General features: G+C 59.9%; 15 protein-coding genes. 5 read left to right on the forward strand and 10 right to left on the reverse strand.

Translation table 11 applies throughout. The features are described from left to right. The first annotated feature begins 235 nt into the window (after positions 1-235). Entirely contained in the window at positions 236-727 is a 492-nt protein-coding gene (locus HMJ29_RS10450) for a hypothetical protein (RefSeq protein WP_171591427.1), read from the forward strand. A 109-nt stretch (positions 728-836) separates the two neighbouring features. Here the strand turns inward: HMJ29_RS10450 and HMJ29_RS10455 are convergent, their stop codons facing one another. The 3 genes from HMJ29_RS10455 to HMJ29_RS10465 all read right to left on the reverse strand — a co-directional run bounded on the left by HMJ29_RS10455 (position 837) and on the right by HMJ29_RS10465 (position 3825). Then, positions 837-1607, reverse strand: a complete 771-nt coding sequence (locus HMJ29_RS10455; RefSeq protein WP_171591428.1) for a DUF3891 family protein — start codon at positions 1605-1607, stop codon at positions 837-839. A 333-nt stretch (positions 1608-1940) separates the two neighbouring features. After that, positions 1941-2732 (reverse strand): SDR family NAD(P)-dependent oxidoreductase, encoded by a 792-nt coding sequence (locus tag HMJ29_RS10460; protein WP_171591429.1) that lies wholly within the window; start codon positions 2730-2732, stop codon positions 1941-1943. A gap of 139 nt (positions 2733-2871) precedes the next feature. Next, a complete protein-coding gene (locus tag HMJ29_RS10465; RefSeq protein ID WP_171591430.1) occupies positions 2872-3825 on the reverse strand; it encodes a 1-phosphofructokinase family hexose kinase in 954 nt (317 codons plus the stop codon). Between the two features lie 210 nt (positions 3826-4035). Here HMJ29_RS10465 and HMJ29_RS10470 point away from each other — a divergent pair, with 210 nt between their 5' ends. Both HMJ29_RS10470 and HMJ29_RS10475 read left to right on the forward strand, forming a co-directional pair. Continuing rightward, on the forward strand, positions 4036-4827 hold the full coding sequence (locus HMJ29_RS10470; RefSeq protein ID WP_171591431.1) for a HipA family kinase: 792 nt from the start codon (positions 4036-4038) through the stop codon (positions 4825-4827). Further along, positions 4805-5191 (forward strand): DUF3037 domain-containing protein, encoded by a 387-nt coding sequence (locus HMJ29_RS10475; RefSeq protein WP_171591432.1) that lies wholly within the window; start codon positions 4805-4807, stop codon positions 5189-5191. The genes HMJ29_RS10470 and HMJ29_RS10475 overlap by 23 nt, the downstream gene beginning before the upstream one ends. A 398-nt stretch (positions 5192-5589) precedes the next feature. On the opposite strand, the gene HMJ29_RS10480 is transcribed toward HMJ29_RS10475, so the two are convergent. From HMJ29_RS10480 to HMJ29_RS10505, 6 genes are all read right to left on the reverse strand, one after another. Further along, positions 5590-6186, reverse strand: coding sequence for a hypothetical protein (locus HMJ29_RS10480; protein ID WP_171591433.1), 597 nt, complete (start codon positions 6184-6186; stop codon positions 5590-5592). A 66-nt stretch (positions 6187-6252) separates the two neighbouring features. Further along, a complete protein-coding gene (locus tag HMJ29_RS10485) occupies positions 6253-7266 on the reverse strand; it encodes an alpha/beta hydrolase (protein WP_171591434.1) in 1014 nt (337 codons plus the stop codon). A 303-nt stretch (positions 7267-7569) separates the two neighbouring features. Then, entirely contained in the window at positions 7570-9816 is a 2247-nt protein-coding gene (locus HMJ29_RS10490) for a xanthine dehydrogenase family protein molybdopterin-binding subunit (RefSeq protein ID WP_171591435.1), read from the reverse strand. Between the two features lie 33 nt (positions 9817-9849). Then, on the reverse strand, positions 9850-12072 hold the full coding sequence (locus HMJ29_RS10495) for a xanthine dehydrogenase family protein molybdopterin-binding subunit (RefSeq protein ID WP_171591436.1): 2223 nt from the start codon (positions 12070-12072) through the stop codon (positions 9850-9852). A 223-nt stretch (positions 12073-12295) separates the two neighbouring features. Further along, positions 12296-13279: an FAD binding domain-containing protein gene (locus HMJ29_RS10500; protein ID WP_171591437.1), complete on the reverse strand. Its 984-nt coding sequence runs from the start codon at positions 13277-13279 to the stop codon at positions 12296-12298. Next, on the reverse strand, positions 13276-13914 hold the full coding sequence (locus tag HMJ29_RS10505; RefSeq protein ID WP_171591438.1) for a (2Fe-2S)-binding protein: 639 nt from the start codon (positions 13912-13914) through the stop codon (positions 13276-13278). The genes HMJ29_RS10500 and HMJ29_RS10505 overlap by 4 nt, the downstream gene beginning before the upstream one ends. Positions 13915-14172: 258 nt before the next feature. Here HMJ29_RS10505 and HMJ29_RS10510 point away from each other — a divergent pair, with 258 nt between their 5' ends. Together HMJ29_RS10510 and HMJ29_RS10515 are read left to right on the forward strand one after the other, a co-directional pair. After that, on the forward strand, positions 14173-14919 hold the full coding sequence (locus HMJ29_RS10510; protein ID WP_171591439.1) for a DUF72 domain-containing protein: 747 nt from the start codon (positions 14173-14175) through the stop codon (positions 14917-14919). Between the two features lie 208 nt (positions 14920-15127). After that, positions 15128-15850, forward strand: coding sequence for a DUF72 domain-containing protein (locus tag HMJ29_RS10515; RefSeq protein ID WP_171591440.1), 723 nt, complete (start codon positions 15128-15130; stop codon positions 15848-15850). An 85-nt stretch (positions 15851-15935) separates the two neighbouring features. Here the strand turns inward: HMJ29_RS10515 and HMJ29_RS10520 are convergent, their stop codons facing one another. Beyond that, a complete protein-coding gene (locus HMJ29_RS10520) occupies positions 15936-16337 on the reverse strand; it encodes an NUDIX hydrolase (protein ID WP_171591441.1) in 402 nt (133 codons plus the stop codon). Positions 16338-16467: the final 130 nt, after the last annotated feature.

The following is a 16467-nucleotide window of genomic DNA, read 5'->3' on the forward strand; positions in this document are numbered from 1 at the left end:
ATTTAAGGCTGAGTATACAGTATTGCCGCCGTAGCGCATAAGGGCTATGCAATGTGCCTGAACAATCTATTTTGCCCGGGTATAAAGTCCAAGAAAATATGGCTTCTGGCTAAAGTCATAGCACAGGAAGTTTAATTGAAACTTTACCTTTACACCACCAACTGCCAAACGCCAGGCCACCCCAGAGCTGAGCGTAAGTCAGTTATCTACTTTGAAGCTGTAAACTCCAGATGCCATGAACAACTCTTCCATTAAGCCGGACGCTCCTATGCACCGTGAAATAGGGGAGTTTGAAAATATTCTGCAGCAGCGCGGCGTGCATGCGGCGCTTAAATACCTCAACAGCCGCACGCCCCACCAATACACCGGTATCTTTCGTTTTGATGGCGACACGCTACGCAACGAGGTACTGTATGACCGCTATAATCCGGAGCTGTTGAAGGGGGACGACGCGCCTATGGCGGCCACTTACTGCTCACTGGTAGGGCGGCAGGAAGCCCCTCTGGAAATTACCGATGCTACCACCGACGCGCGGGTAAAAGGCGTGATTGATACGCCGGTTATTTCTTACTGCGGGGTGCTGATTCGGGACGCCGGGGGCAAAGCCTTTGGTACGCTGTGCCACTATGATATGCAACGGTGCGAGGAGCGTACCACCGATTTGCCGCTACTACAAGCCGCCGCTGAAATGCTGTATCAGCGGCTGCGGCCGGCTGGGGTTGCGTAGTAAGTCAGTTAGCGCGGTACGTGCGGTGTACGTATAAGCTGCTGCTCATTGGGGTAACAACGGCAATGGACGCTCTGCAATCAACGCGGAGGTAAGCCCGGGCCTGCCTTCAGTGCACCCAAACCTCCAACTCCTCAACCGGCGCTTCCGCAAAGCACTGGCCTAGGCTTGTTGCTGTCAGTTGTGCTTTGGGTAGCTCTTTATAGCGCAAGCGCACAGCAAAGGGCACCTGAAAGGGGGAGGGGTGAATGCGCACGGAGTGGCGGCTAGGCCACTCCACCTGTATGGTATGCTGCCGGGTGAAGGCAAAGTAATCAGAGAAGGGTATGCCTTCCCGGTACCAGGGGTGCTCCTGCTCTTTGGTGGTGCCAGGCTCATTGAGGCAGAGGTAGAGCGAGAGGTTATCGGTGAAGCGAAGCAGCCTTTTATGAAACTCCAGGGTGGCGGCCTCGGTGGGAGCCGTGAGCCGGAGCTGTTGTTTAAGGTGCTGCTGGCGCTCAGCCTCCGTGCGCAGGAACTGCTGGCCGGCGGGGCTGCGGGCCAAGTCGGGAAAGCTGGTGTAGTGCAGGCTGCACAGCAAGCCAGCATAGGGTGCCAGGTGGGCAACCTCCTCAATACCCTGCTGATAGTGCTGCACTTTAGGAGCGGTGGGGTAGTCGAGAAAGGAATGAGGGGCCTGGGTTTGCTTATTCCAGATAGGCACTGCATCAAGGGGTATCCAGGCCCGGTCATGCTCCCTACTGGCCAGCAGCACTTCTGGCCGGCGGTCGGGGCCCTCAAAGTAAGCAAGCTGCCACTGCTCCGCCAGCCGGCCCGAAATCTGGGCATGGTCGTGTTGAGCGAGGCAGATGAAGCTGGTGAGCATTTCCCGAACAATCATGGCAGTGCTGAAACAGTAGAAGCCACTAAGCCTAGCAGTACGGCTTAGGCTGCGAGGCCAGTTATGACTGGCAGCGCGTTAGGTACCACGCCAGTGCCATTACCAAGGCTATGGAGCCAAAGCGCAGCAGCAGAAATACCCAGGCCGGTAACTCAGGTTTTTGCGGAACGTTGGCCATAGAGCAGCAGTAGAAGTGGCCTACATGTACGCAGCGCACTACAGATGGATACGCCACAGCCTTGCGGGCTGGGGGTGGCAATGGCACATAAAAACAAGCCGCCTCCTACTGTAGCGTAGGAGGCGGCCAGGGCTGAGCTGCACACGGCAAAGCAACTACCGGGCGGTGGCGTGGAGCTGCGTATTCATGAGAGTGGCCAGCATAGAGTCGGGGAGGAGTAGGCTGGAAACAAAGTTGATTTTGGCGCCCAGAGTAGGCAGTGAGCGGGAGGCACCCTCCATCAGAGCATCATACCCTTCTTCGGCTACGGCCCGGGCCGAGGCCGTGTGCGCCGCCGCCCTGGTATTTTCGGCGTGAGCGGTGCGGAAGAAGTTAGTATCGGTGGGAGGCGGGCAGAGGATGGTCATGGTTACGGCCGATTTCTGCTGCTTCAGCTCATGCTGCACGGCCTCGGCGAAGCTGAGCACAAAGGCCTTGGTGGCAGCGTACACGGCCTGGCAGGGACTAGGGGCAAAGGAAGCCACGGAGCCCACCTGCAGAATGCGGCCCTCATTGCGCTCCATCATGTTGCGCAGATAGAGCTTGGTGAGGTGTACCAGGGAGGCAGCATTTACTTGAATCATGCGGAGCTCGGTTTCCAGGTCGGTATCCGTGAAGTAACCCGTTTCACCAAAGCCGGCGTCATTCACCAGCGCATCAATGCGCAGGCCGCGTTGCGTGGTTTCGGCGTGGAGCTGCGCCGCTGCATCGGGCAGGCTCAGGTCGAAGGGCAGCAGCAGGATGTCTACACCCATAAACTCCTGGTGGAGTAAGCGGGCAGCTTCCTGCAGCTCATCGAGGTGGCGGGCCACAAGCACAACGCGGTAATCGTCGCGCGCGAAGCAACGAGCCAACTCAAACCCGATGCCGCTTGAGGCACCGGTGATCAGGGCGGTTTGTTCGTTCATGGCTGAAAGGGTTAGGAGGTTGGTGTGTACCCTTAATTTACTGATAATAAGCCGCATTAGCTTGCGAAATCTTGCTTATTATCAGGCCCTGTTCAGCTTCGGCTACCATAGGCTCTCCCGCTGGTGGCCTAGCCTACCGCTACGCTGCCGACGACAGCATGGTGTTTTGGAGCAGCCAGTGATAGAGCCGGGTGGCGTCTTCCTTCCGGAATAACTCAGTACCGGGGTTCATGGTGGCGGCCGTGCCACAGGCCACCCCCAGGCGCACGGTCTCGCGCACGGAGAGGCCCGTAGTGAGCCCATACACCAGCCCGGCTACCATACTGTCGCCGGCGCCCACGGTGCTGCGCTTTTTCACGGCGGGTGCCGGCACGTGGTCTATCAGGTCACGGGTAACCACGCAGGCTCCCTGGGGCCCCAAAGACGTGACTACAATTTCGCACTTGCCCTCTTGCACCAGCGCACGGGCGGTTTGGGCTATGGCTGCGTTATCCAGCTCATCAATGTTCGCCATGCGGCTTAGCTCGCCCACGTTAGGCTTGGCCAGGTACACACCTTCATCCAGCAGCCGGTGCAAAGCGGGCCCGGAGGTGTCTATTACCACCTTCACGCCGCGGGCTTTTGCCGCCTGCACAATCCTGACCAAAAACTCAGGCTCTACGCCGGGCGGTATGCTCCCGCTAATGACCAGAAAATCGGGGTTGCCTGGTAGGTTCCGAAGCGTGGTGAGTACCTGCTGCTGCTCTACTTCAGCCAGCTCCGTGCCGGGCATCCCAAAGCGGTACTGCTGGCCCGTGGAGGCATCCACCACAATAAAGTTTTCCCGGGTGCGGCCTACCGTTACCACGGGCTGCTGCAGAATATCTTCCTTGCTCAGAAGTTCCTGCAGCAGCAGGCCCGTGTGGCCGCCCACCGGAAATATTGCCGTCGACTCGGCACCCAGCCGCTTGAGGGCCCGTGAAACATTGATGCCGCCCCCGCCCGGCTCAAACTTAGGTGGCGCACACCGCAACTTTTGGTCAGGAATAATCTGGCCCGTAGTCGTGCTCTTATCAACGGTAGGGTTTAGGGTAAGCGTGACGATGTAAGCCATAATACAGGAAACGAGTGAAGAGCCAGGGCAAAGGTGTGTAAGGGGTTGTACTACCAGGTGGCCACATGGTTACATGAAGCGGGGCCGCTGTCCGGGTAGTTTCCCCGTAAACTCCTGCGGGGCGGCTCCTGCTCAAGGCGCATGAGCGCCGCCAAAAACTTCCAGAATTGTCCGTCCTTTGCGCGGCCTATCCTTTCTTGTTCTTGCTGTATGCAGGCTGCTACCCTTTCTCTAAGAACCGTTGACGTAACGCGCTACGTTACTCCGCTGCGCGAAGGAGGCTCGCTACCGGCCCTCGTAGAGGCCGATGATGGGTTCATGTACGTGGTAAAATTCCGGGGGGCCGGCCAGGGCGTGAAGGCCCTGATTGCCGAGCTGGTAGTGGGCGAAATGGCCCGCGCACTAGGCCTGCGGGTGCCGGAGCTGGTGTTTTGCCAGCTCGACGAAGCCTTTGGCCGCACTGAGCCCGACGAAGAAATTCAGGACCTGCTCCGTTTCAGCACCGGCCTCAACCTGGCCCTGCACTACCTCTCCGGCGCCAGCACCTTCGACCCCCTGGTGAATACCATTGAGCCGGAGCTGGCCTCTCTGATTGTGTGGCTTGATTGCCTCACGATGAACGTAGACCGCACCGCCCGCAACACCAACCTGCTCATGTGGCACAAGGAGCTGTGGCTGATTGACCACGGCGCGGCGCTGTACGTGCACCACGCCGGCCCGAGCTGGTCGGAGCCCAAGCCCCGACCATTTCCGCAGGTGAAAGACCATGTGCTGCTGCCCCAGGCCAAAGAGCTGGCCGCCGCCAATGCCCTAGGCCACTCCCGCCTCACGCCCGAGCGCATCAGGGCTATTCTGGCGCTGGTACCAGCTGAGTGGCTGGCCGAGCCCGAGGTAGATGCCGAAGAGCAGCGGGAAAATTATGTGCGGTTCCTGACGACGCGTCTGGCCGCCTCCGAAACCTTTGTTCAGGAAGCCGAAAATGCCCGAAAAGCACTTGTATGAGTACGCCGTGCTGCGCGTGGTGCCACGCGTAGAGCGCGAGGAGTTCCTCAACGTGGGCGTAATCCTGTACTGCTCCTCACAGGGGTTCTTGCAAGCCCGGTTTGAGGTGCCCGAGGCCCGCCTGCGCGCCTTTGCCGGCAATGAACTGGACCTGACCGAGCTCACCCAGCGGCTGCGCTCCTTCGAGCGCATTTGCCAGGGGCGCAAAGAGGGTGGGCCTATTGGGCAACTCCCGGTTGCCTCCCGGTTTCGGTGGCTCACGGCCACGCGCAGCACCATTGTGCAAACCTCACCCGTGCACCCCGGTAGGTGCACTGACCCCGCTGAAACCCTGGCGCGCCTATACGCCCAGCTAGTGCTGTAGCCGCGCTGCAATGGGCAAAGCTTGGGGAGCTAAGAACCGGGTCGCAGGCGTGTATTGCTTTTGGTGAATGTGTTGCGTATCTTCAGATATACAACACTTTACACCATATACGGCCATGGAAACGAGACCAAGAAGATTCGCAGGATACTCAGGGCTGGGCCAGCGGCTTGGCAACTTACCTTGGTGGGCTTACGGGCTTATTATCCCTGGCGTGTATCTGCTGGGCTGGGTGCTGCATTGGGCGGGCCTTATTGCCGGAAAGTAGGCTGCACTCCGGTACGCCGCCTTGCCAGTGCCGCTATAAACAGGCACGGCCCTGCGCATGCGCAGGGCCGTGAAAGGAAGTGCGCGCCGCTAGGCCACTGCAGTTGCCGTAGTTACACAGTAGCAGGAGTGGCCTAGCCGTTTAGTTTTACAGGGGCCGTTGTACCTGATGGAGCTGCAGTGGGGGCCAGCTGCTGTAACAGGCTAAACAGCAGATGATAGATTTCCTGCAGCTGCGCCGGCTCTACAATGGCTTGCTCCTTGGTGAGCGTCAGGTACAGCTCATCCATATTGTCGTGATGCACGGGGGCCAGACTCAGGCGCAGCTCCTGATACTTCTGTAGCGTTTCGCGGCTGGCTGGGTCTGAGAGCAGTGCCTGCAGGGCGGCGGGGTCGTTGGTGGTGATGATGTACGCCGGGTCCAGCTCGGGGTAGCCTAGCTGCACATCGGTAAGGCCCAGTAGCTTACCAATTTCATGAATCCAGTCTTGCTCGTGCAGGGCAAACCGCAGCTCCACGCTGGCCGGAACGGGGGCCGTAAAAGTGGTCGTCTCGAAACCTCCCTCAAAGCCGCCACCCAGGTCAATGTCAATATCCAACCGAATGGTGTGGCCCTGTAGGTGCAGGTCGGCGGTGTATTCCAGCAGGTCAGTCTCGCGGGCCATGTCGGCGGCTACCTGCTGCCATAAGGCAGCCTCAGTGTCGGCGGAGAAAGAGCGAACAGTATCCATGAGTAGGGAAGAGGGGGAAGTATGGGAGAATGTTTCCTACCTACTCATAAGAACCCCGATAGGTTGCTACTCGAAATCAAGATGAGTATTGAAAAACGGCAGCACCTGCTGATACACGCGCCCGGTACGTCCCATAATGCGGCTACCGTGGGTGCCCTCATACTCCTGCGCCGTGTGGCGCAAGCCAAAGCTACTAAGCCACGAGCTGAAGGTGTAGCAAGTGGGCGGAATGTGGCGTACCTCGTCCTGAGCGCCCCAGTCAAAAGCCAGGGCCCGAAGCTGGCGCAGCGCCGCAATGCGCGTAGGCAGTTGCGCGGTAGGAGTAGCGCCCACCCAGCGTCCCAGCACGGCATCACGCCGAGCCACGCTGTCGGCACCCAGAGAACCGGGCAAATCGGCACCGAACGGCTGTTTTTTTGGGGCCGCTGAGAAGGCCCGGGATAGAGATACCGTGGCGAAGGCTACATGGCTGCCCTGTACGTCGGCGGGGCCTTTGGCCCGCAGGGCAGTGGGCACGCCTGGGCCCGGCAGATAGCTGGGATGCGCCCCCAGAAAGGCGGGGCTCAGGGCGTAGGCCGCTGCCCAGGTACCCGGAAATTGCATGGCCAGCCGAATGGTGCCACCGCCACCCATGGAGTGTCCGGCCAGGCCACGGCTGCCAGGGCGAGCCAGCGTACGAAAGTTCTTGTCAACGAACTCTATCAGCTCCCGGGCGGTAAAGTCGGCCCAGGGGCCGTTGGTGGCCGAGTTAACATACCAACTGCCCCCAAAGCGCGTCTGCTCGTTAGGCACAACCAGGATAAAGGGCCGGATCTGACGGTCGGCAATGGCTTGGTCAAGCAGGCCTTTCATCCCATCCTGGTTGAAGATCAGGCTGTCGTTCCAGGTAAAACCGTGCAGGTAATATACCACCGGGTAGCGCCGCTGCGGATGAGTTTCATAGTCGGCCGGCAAGTACACGCTCACGCGGCGGCGTGGGTTTTCGCCACCTGGGTTACCGCGCAGCAGCTTGGAGTCAAGAGTCTTTACTACCACGCGCCCAGCCGGAGGTGAGGGTGTCTGGGCCGCTAGCGGAAGCACGAACAGCCAACATAGTACTACCAGCAGCCCGGTTTTAAGGAAGTGTATGCTACTGTGTATTAAGGACGGAGGCTGCATCACTGGGCTATTCATTGAAATCAAGTAGACAGTTGCTAGGGGAAGTGAAAGGGACTAGTATTCCTGGATTAGTACGCGCTGAACAGAGCAGCCCGATAAGCTACAGGCTCTCTAAGGCAACGGTTGTTGCCCAAAGCGACTGCAATCTATCGAGCTGCGACTATATGTGCCAGGTGACCTTAGTAGCACAGGCTTACTAGGTACTAGCGGAGTGGCCTAGGCCAGTTAAATCAGCTTATCGGGGGTGATGGGCAGCTCCCGCACGCGCTTGCCAGTGGCATTGAACACCGCGTTGGCAATGGCGGGGGCCACGCCGATGATGGCAATTTCGCCGATGCCTTTCGTGCCGAGGGCATTCACGTAGGGGTCGGGCTGGTTTACGAAGGCCACCTGCACGTCGGGCGCATCGGCGTGGACGGGCACGTGATATTCGGCCAGGTCCTTGGTGACGTAGCGGCCGAACCGGTCATCGATGAGGGCGTGCTCGGTCAGGGCCATGCCAATACCGCCCACGGCACCGCCCTTCATCTGGTTGCCAGCCGTTTTCTCGTTCACAATAGTCCCCGCATCGGCGCAGGAAACCAGCTTGCTCACGCGCACCTCGCCGGTAAGCTGGTGCACGCGCACCTCGGCAAAGTGCACTGAGTACGAGTACATAGAATAGTTCTTCTGGTTGTCGCCCTGGGGCTTCGACTCTACGGTAACAAAGCCGCCATCGGCCTGCTTCAGCAGATCAGCGAAGCTGGCGCGGGCGCTGGGGTTACCATTCAGGCCCACGTAGCCATCGGCAAAAACTACGTCTTCTTTTTTAGCTGAAGCAAAGGCGGTATTGCTGGTGGCCGCCATGGTGCGCAGCTTCTCTTTCAGTGCCAAACAAGCTTCCTGCACGGCCGGGCCCACCGTGTTTACAATGGCGGAACCCCCTTGCGTAGGCGCGGGTGCAAACTGCGAGTTGCCCCACTCAAACTTGATTTTATCGGGTGAGAGACCCAGCGTGTCGGCGGCAATCTGAGTCATGGCAGTGCCAGTACCGGGGCCGATGTCCGTCACGGCGCTTTGTAGAAGCACTGTGCCGTTAGGCAGCAGCCGGATGTTGGCCTGGGAGGAGCCGCGGTGCGCCCCAAAGGTGCCCACGCCCATGCCGTAGCCCACCAGCCAGTCGCCGTCGCGCAGGCTGCCGGGCTTCAGCTGCCGCTTGTTCCAGCCCACGCGCTCGGCGCCCATCTGGTAGCATTCCTTCAGAAACTTGCTCGACCACGGCTTGCCGTTTTCGGGGTCCTTGTCGGTGTAGTTGCGCAGCCGAAACTCCATGGGGTCCATGTTCAGCAGGTGCGCCATTTCATCCATCGCCGACTCCAGGGCAAATGCTCCCGTGGCCTCGCCGGGGCCGCGCATCCAGATGGGCGTGCTCACGTCGAGGGCGGCAATGCGGTAGCGGGTATTCACGTTCGGCGACTGGTACATCATGCGGGTCTGCTGCACCGTCGATTCCGTGAACTCCTCGTAGCTGGAGGTCTGGCCCACGGCTTCATGGGTGATGGCCGTGATTCTACCGTCGGGCGTGGCGCTCATGCCCACTTTCTGCCAGGTAAAGGGACGGTAGCCCACCATGGTGGTCATCTGCTCGCGCGTGAGTACCAGCTTCACCGGCCGGTTTACCTTCTTGGCCGCAATGATGGCCGCCGACTCGTGGGGCCAGCTGTGCAGGGCATTGCCAAAGGCGCCGCCCACAAACGTGGCAATGACCTTTACGTTCTCTTCGGGCAGGCCCCACTCTTTGGCGAAGTCGCGCCGGGTAGCCATGGTGCCCTGGGTCTTGTCGTAAATCGTCAGGCGGTCGGGAGCTTCCCAGTGGGCGGTAATGGATTGCAGCTCCATGGGGTGGTGCACCTCCGTCGGGATAACGTACTCCGATTCCAGCTGAACCGCGCCGGTTTTGTAGGCATCAGCGGTGCCGCGCACGTAGTCAGCCACCCCCGACTTCGGGTTTCTCTTCGCCTGGGTAGGTACAAATGCCTGCTGTATACCCACGGCCATGTCGGTTACGTGTTTGTCCTGCTCATATTGGGCTTTCACCAGCCGGGCGGCGTAGCGGGCACGTTCCAGCGTGTCGGCCACTACCACCGCAATCGGCTGGTCGTTGAAGCGCACCAGATCGTCATTGAACACCTTGAGGCGGCCGCCTACGGTCTGGGGCTGAGAAGGGTCTTTGCCCGTCGGAACGAACCCCGGAACCTTGGGCGAGTTGAAATGGGTGATAACCGCCAGCACGCCGGGGGCCCGCTCAGCGGCGCGGGCATCAATGTTTTTGATCCGGCCCTTCGCAATGGTGCTGCCCACAAGCACGGCATAGCTCATGTTGGGCAGGTTGTACTCAGCGGAGTAAGTGGCAGCACCCGTAACCTTAAGCCGGCCATCTACCCGGTTCATGGGCTTGCCGATATTGTTTTTGGGAGTGGGAGTAGTATCCATAAAAAACGAAGTGCGAATGAGTGACCGACTGGCCTAGACCAGTTTATCGGGGGTGATGGGAAGCTCCCGGACGCGCGTGCCGGTGGCGTGGTACACGGCATTGGCCACGGCGGCGGCAAAGCCTACCAGGCCAATCTCGCCGAGGCCCTTGGCGCCCGTGGGGCTGATGATAGGGTCGGGTTTATCAATGAACTGCACGTCAATGGCCGGCATGTCGGCGTTGACGGGCACGTGGTACTCGGCCAGGTCGTGGTTGATGAAGTTGCCGTAGCGGTGGTCGATGACGGCCTGCTCCATGAGCGCCTGCCCAATGCCCCACACCACCGCGCCCAGCACCTGGCTGCGAGCGGTGGTGTGGTTGAGCACCCGCCCCGCATCTACCACCGATACCACGCGGTTCACGCGCACCTCGCCGGTGAGGGCGTGCACGTGCACCTCCACGAAGTTGGCGCAAAACGACTTGCCCGAGTGCTCCTTCAGCTCCGGCCCGCCCTTCGACTGGCGCGTGACTTCCAGCATGGGCAGGTTTTGCTGCCTGAGAAGTTCCACGTACGAAAGCCGCTTGCTGCTGTCCTGAGCCAGTTGCAACTCTCCGTTGCGGGCCACCAACTCAGCAGGCGGCACCTGGCTGAATGCAGAGCCCGTTTGGTTGCGGGCCAGGTTCTGCAGTTGTTCGCGCAGCGCCACGCACACCTCATGCACCACTGAGCCCACCGACGTAGCCGTGTGCGAGCCGGCCTGAATGGGGGCAGGTGGCAGGGCCGAGTCGCCGAGCTCAAACCGAATGTTCTCGGGCGCTACGCCGCTGGCATCGGCGGCAATCTGGGTCATGATGGTGCCCGTGCCGGGGCCAGTATCGGCGGTGGCGCTCTGGATGAGCAGGGTGCCATCGGCCATCAGGCGGGCCTTGGCGGTGGCTTCCTGCCGCTCCGACTTGTAGATGCCTGAGCTCATGCCCTGGCCCACGAGCCAGTCGCCCTGCCGCGTGGCGCGGGGCACGGGGTTGCGCTTGCTCCACCCGAAGCTAGCGGCACCGCGCTCGTAGCACTCGCGCAGGTGCTTGCTGGCCCAGGGCTTGTCGTTTTCGGGGTCGGTTTCGGCGTAGTTGCGCAGGCGCAGGGCCACGGGGTCCATCTTGAGCGCGTAGGCCAGTTCGTCCATCGCCGACTCCAGAGCAAAAGACCCGCTCGATTCGCCGGGGCCACGCGTCCAGCAGGGCGTGCTCACGTCCAGGGGCACCACCTTGTACACCGTGTTCATGTTGGGCGTGCGGTACGCCGACTTGGTGGGGTGCACAATGCGCTCGGCAAACTGCTCGTACTGGGAGGTGTTGCCGAACGCCTCGTGCGTGACGCCCACCAGGGCCCCATCCGCCGCAGCGCCCAGCCCCATTTTCTGCATCGACCTTGGCCGGTAGCCCACCAAGTTAAACTCCTGCTCGCGGCGCAGCATCAGCTTCACGGGGTGGCCTACGTGCTTGGCCCCGAGGATGGCTGCCGTCTCCTGGGGCCAGATGCGCGAGGAACCTCCGAAAGCCCCACCCACGAAGGGCGAATGCACCAGCACCTTCTCCTCGGGCAGCTGAAACATGCGCATGAGGTCTTGCTGGGCCAGTTTGGGCGCCTGAGTTTTGTTGTAGACCGTCAGCTTATCACCCTCCCAGAGCGCAATGGCGGCGTGCATTTCCAAGGGGGTGTGCACCTGAATGGGCGTGCCGTACTGTTGCTCAATGTGTACTGGGGCCGTGCGGTAGGCGTAGGCCTGTCCGCGCGAGTAGTCCTTTTCCTTCTTGGGCTCAGTGCCTTGCTGTAGGTTAGCTGCCAGGTCGGTTTGGTGGGGCTGCTGCTCGTAGGCCACGCGCACCAGCGAAGCGGCGTAGCGGGCCTGTTCCAGCGTTTCAGCAATGGCCAGGGCCACGGGCTGGTTGTAGAAGTGAATCTGGTCGTCGTAGAAAATCTTGATCTCCTGACCTTCTACCCGCGGGTTGTTGCTGGCCTTGGCATCAGAGTAGCCGGGTACTTTGGGGGAGTTTCGATACGTGACAATGGCCAGTACGCCCGGGGCTTTTTCTGCCGCAGCCGTGTTAAGCTCCTTGATACGGCCCCGCGCTACCGTGCTCGTCACCAGTACCCCGTGCTTCACGCCCGCCACCGGGTGCTCAGCCGCGTACCGGGCCGCGCCGGTCACTTTCAGCCGGCCGTCCACGCGCTGCATCGGGTTTCCGACGACTCCAGTCTCAGCGGGTTGCTTGGGCATGGGATGGGTGAATTGGATGGTGAGTTTGTTCTGGCGGGCGCCTCACCCCCCGGCCCCCTCTTCGAAAAAGGAGAGGGGGAGCCGAACGGAAGAGCTATAAAGGCCTGCTATGTGTCTTTAGCTAGGAGCAGAGAAAGTGGACTACTACGAAGACTAGAGCTAGTTCCCCTCTCCCTTTCGGAGAGGGGCTAGGGTTGAGGCGCGCTAGAGCTAGAAAAGCCCTCTAGGCTGCTGCAGTGGCATTCTTCAGGGCTTGTATGATGGAGTTTGGGCCGAGCTTTAGCTTGTAGGCGTTGTGCTTGAAGGCCTTGGCATCGCGCATGGCGATGGCGGCGGCTTGACGGAACGTTTCTTCTGTGGCGGGCTTGCCGACCAGGAATTTCTCTGCTTCGTTGAGGCGCCAGGGCTTGTGGGCTACACCGCCCATAGCCAGGCGGGCATCTTTGATGGTGCCATTGTCGAGGTGGAGGGCGGCGGCCACGGAGAGCAGGGCGAAAGCGTAGGAAGCCCGCTCGCGCACTTTCAGGTAGTGCACGTTTTTGGTGAAGGGCCCGTCGGGAATGTCAACGGCGGTAATTAGCTCGCCTTGCTCCAGGTTAGTGTCCTTCTGGGGCGTGTCGCCGGGGAGGCGGTGGAATTCTACGAACGGAATGCGCCGGTCGCCGCGGGGGCCACTGACCAGCACCGTGGCATCGAGGGCGGCTAGAGCCACGCTCATGTCGGAGGGGTGCACGGCAATGCACTTATCCGAGAAGCCGAAGATGGCGTGCATGCGGTTGATGCCTTCCAGGGCGCCGCAGCCCGAGCCCGGCTCGCGCTTGTTGCAGGGCATAGCCGTGTCATAGAAGTAGTAGCAGCGGGTGCGCTGGAGCATGTTGCCACCCACCGTAGCCATGTTCCGCAGCTGCGCTGAGGCGCCAGCTTTCAGAGCCTGGGCCAGCAACGGTTGTTTTTCCAGCACTAGCTTATCCTCTGAAACTGCCGTGTTTGAGGCCAGCGCCCCTATGCGGAGGCCGCCGTTTTCTTTCTCAATCTTGTTGAGAGGCAGCTTGTTGATGTCGACCAGCTTTTGCGGGCTCATCACGCCCCGCTTCATCAAATCAACGAGGTTGGTGCCGCCGGCAATGAACTGGGCCGAGGTGTCCTTGGCTAGCGCATCAATGGCTGCTTTCTGCTTGGTGGGGCGAACGTATTGGAACTGGTTCATACTTTCTGACCGCCGTTTTTCACGTCCTGAATGGCCGCTACAATATTGGAATAAGCACCGCAGCGGCAGATGTTGCCGCTCATGTACTCCTTGATCTCCCCCTCGGAGCCCGCGTGGCCCTCCCGGATGCACGCCACCGCCGACATAATCTGGCCGGGGGTGCAGTAGCCGCACTGGAAGCCGTCGTGCTTCACGAAAGCCTCCTGCATAGGGTGCAGCTTATCGCCGTCGGCCAAGCCTTCAATGGTGGTGATTTTCTTGCCGTCTTCCATCACGGCCAAGCGCAGGCAGGAGTTTACCCGCTCACCATCTACGTGCACCGTGCAGGCCCCGCACTGGCCGTAGTCGCAGCCTTTTTTGGTGCCGGTGAGGTGGAGCTGCTCACGCAGCAAGTCCAGCAGCGTAGTGCGGGGCTCTACCGAGAGCTTATGCTTCACGCCGTTTACTTCCAGCTTCAAGGGCACTTTCTCGAAAGCGGCCGCCACTTTCTCATCCCACTCCGCCGCGGCTGCTTGCAGCACGGGGCCGGGGGTGAGGGCAACGGCAGTTAGAAGGGTAGATTTTTTTAGGAAATCCCGACGGTTACCGTCGTGGCCAGCGTTTTCCGGAGGTGTTCCAGGGTTCTCGTCTGCCATAATACAAAGGATGATAGCAAGGCCCAGCAGACCCGCCAGTGAGTAGTCGTGATGATTGCCGCAGCTGCTACAGCGGACTGGAAAAGAAACGCACCAATCCGCACCGTTGCCGTTCAGACACAGATTTTGGCTTACGTAGTCAGAAGGTTGAAGTTGGGAGGCGCAATGAGAAAATTAAGAATGAAATCAGGCTGGTCTGCCGGCCGCAGCCGCTAGGCCAGGAGCTGCGTAGAAACTCCGCTTACCAATGCTGCTGCCATGCCCGCTATCCACATCGGTTGCTCCGGGTTTCATTACCGCGACTGGAAAGGCGTGTTTTATCCGCCGGAGTTGCCTCCGCGCAAGTGGTTTGGGTATTATTGCACCCAATTTAATACCTTGGAGCTGAACGTTACCTTCTATAAGATGCCCGAAATGAGGGCCTTAGAGAACTGGTACGACCAGAGCCCCGAAGGCTTTCAATTTGCCGTGAAGGCCCCGCGCATCGTCACGCACTACAAGAAGTTTAACGCCGAAGCCGAGCCCGTGCTGGCCGATTTCTACGGCACGGTGCGCGAAGGACTGCGCGAAAAGCTCGGGCCGGTGCTGTTTCAGTTGCCGCCCAAAGCCGCATACACCGAGGAGCTGATGGAGCGCCTCCTCACCAACCTCAACCCGGAGTTTACCAATGTGGTGGAGTTCCGGCACCCCAGCTGGTGGGAAGGGGAGGTGTACCGGGAACTGGCCCGCCACCACATCAGCTTCGTGGGCCAGAGCCACCCCATGCCTCTGCCCGATGAAGTAGTAGCCAATACCGACGTGGTCTACTACCGCTTTCATGGCGTACCGGAGTTGTACAAGTCGTCGTACAGCGAAGATTTTTTGCAGCGCATTGCGGATGAAATTCAGGCCGCGCCGGGTGTGAAAGAGGCCTACGTGTACTTCAACAACGGTATCGGTGGGGCCGGCGTGCTCAACGCCTTTGAGCTGCGGAAGCTGCTGGGCAACACTACCGGAGTGGCCTAAACGAAGCTGCCGCCTGGCTCAACGCTATTAACCCCAGCAAGTATCAGGTCGTAGGTCAGGAGCAACCTAAGTCAGTTGTGCTAGTGGGGCACCTCACCCCCGGCCCTCTCTCCGAAAAGGGAGAGCCATACGTGCATGGGCAGTTACACTGCTATCGTAAAGCAAGTGCGTCCAACTTCAGTACCTCTTCACTCCATCACCTAACTCCATGTGGCATATTGGCTGTTCTGGTTTTCACTACAAACACTGGAGGGGCATTTTTTACCCGGAAAAGCTGCCCCAACGCCGCTGGTTTGAGTTCTACAGCCAGCACTTTCAAACGCTAGAGCTGAACGTGACCTTCTACCGTTTTCCGCAGCTCTCGTTCCTGGAGCCGTGGTATCAGAACAGCATCCCGGAGTTTCGTTTCGCGGTGAAAGCGCCCGGGCTCATTACGCACTACAAGCAGTTCCACGACACGGCCCAACTACTAGCTGACTTCTACGGGACCGTGCAGGAAGGCTTGCGCGAGAAGCTTGGGCCGGTGCTGTTTCAACTGCCACCGCGCATGACCTTCACCCAGGAGCGCCTGCAGCGCATTGTGGAAAGTCTGGACTCAGCTTACCAAAACGTGCTGGAGTTCCGGCACCCCAGCTGGTGGGAAGGGCAGGTATTTCAGGAACTGTCGCGGCGCCGGATTGCCTTTGCTGGCCAGAGCCACCCGCACCTGCCCGATGACGTAGTGACTACCACCGATTTCCTCTACTACCGTTTTCACGGCGTGCCGGAGCTGTATAAGTCGCCGTACAGTGAGGAGTTTCTGCGACGCATTGTCTCCGAAATACAGGCCGCGCCGCAGGTAAAACAGGCTTACGTGTATTTCAATAACGATATTGATGCCTCCGCCATCGGCAACGCCCAGCAGATGCAGGCGTTGGTGGGCCAAGGCTAAAACTGTCATTCCAAGTGAAGCGAGGAGTCTGGGGAAGTGGCCTAGAAGCTAATCCAGATTCCTCGCATCACTCGGAATGACAGTTCTAATCAGCCAGTAACCCTTGTTCTCTGAGCCAGTCAAATATCACTTGATCAACGGCCGATACTTCGGGGCGGTGCCGATGAGTGAGCCAGATTACTTCTTCAATCTCGGCGGCGGGTTGGAGGTGGCCTACGTAGCGGGCGCGGTAGCAGGTCATGCGCACCACTACATCGGGCGCGTGGCCATGCGCCGGCGCTTCAAAAGTGCCCACGTAGGTTAAGCTGGTGGGTTCAAGGTCAACGGTCAGTTCTTCCTTGATTTCGCGCAGCAGGGTTTGCGCGTCGGTTTCACCGGGTTCGCGCTTGCCGCCGGGTATGTAGTACCGGTCTTTGCCGCGGCTGCGGGTACTCAGGAGCTGGCCCTCTTCCAGATGCAGCCAGGCAATTTTGTCAATCAGTTTCATGGTTTGGAACAGCAGTGGCCTGAGCCAGTCAGAACGAAAAGAGTGGTACGGGGAGAGTACCATAGAACGCCGCCGGGAAGCTAGCACCAGGCTTCCTTAACTCTGCGTTCAGCGCTGCGTTAGAATACCC

The sequence above is a fragment of the Hymenobacter taeanensis genome, assembly GCF_013137895.1.
Lineage (GTDB): Bacteria > Bacteroidota > Bacteroidia > Cytophagales > Hymenobacteraceae > Hymenobacter > Hymenobacter taeanensis.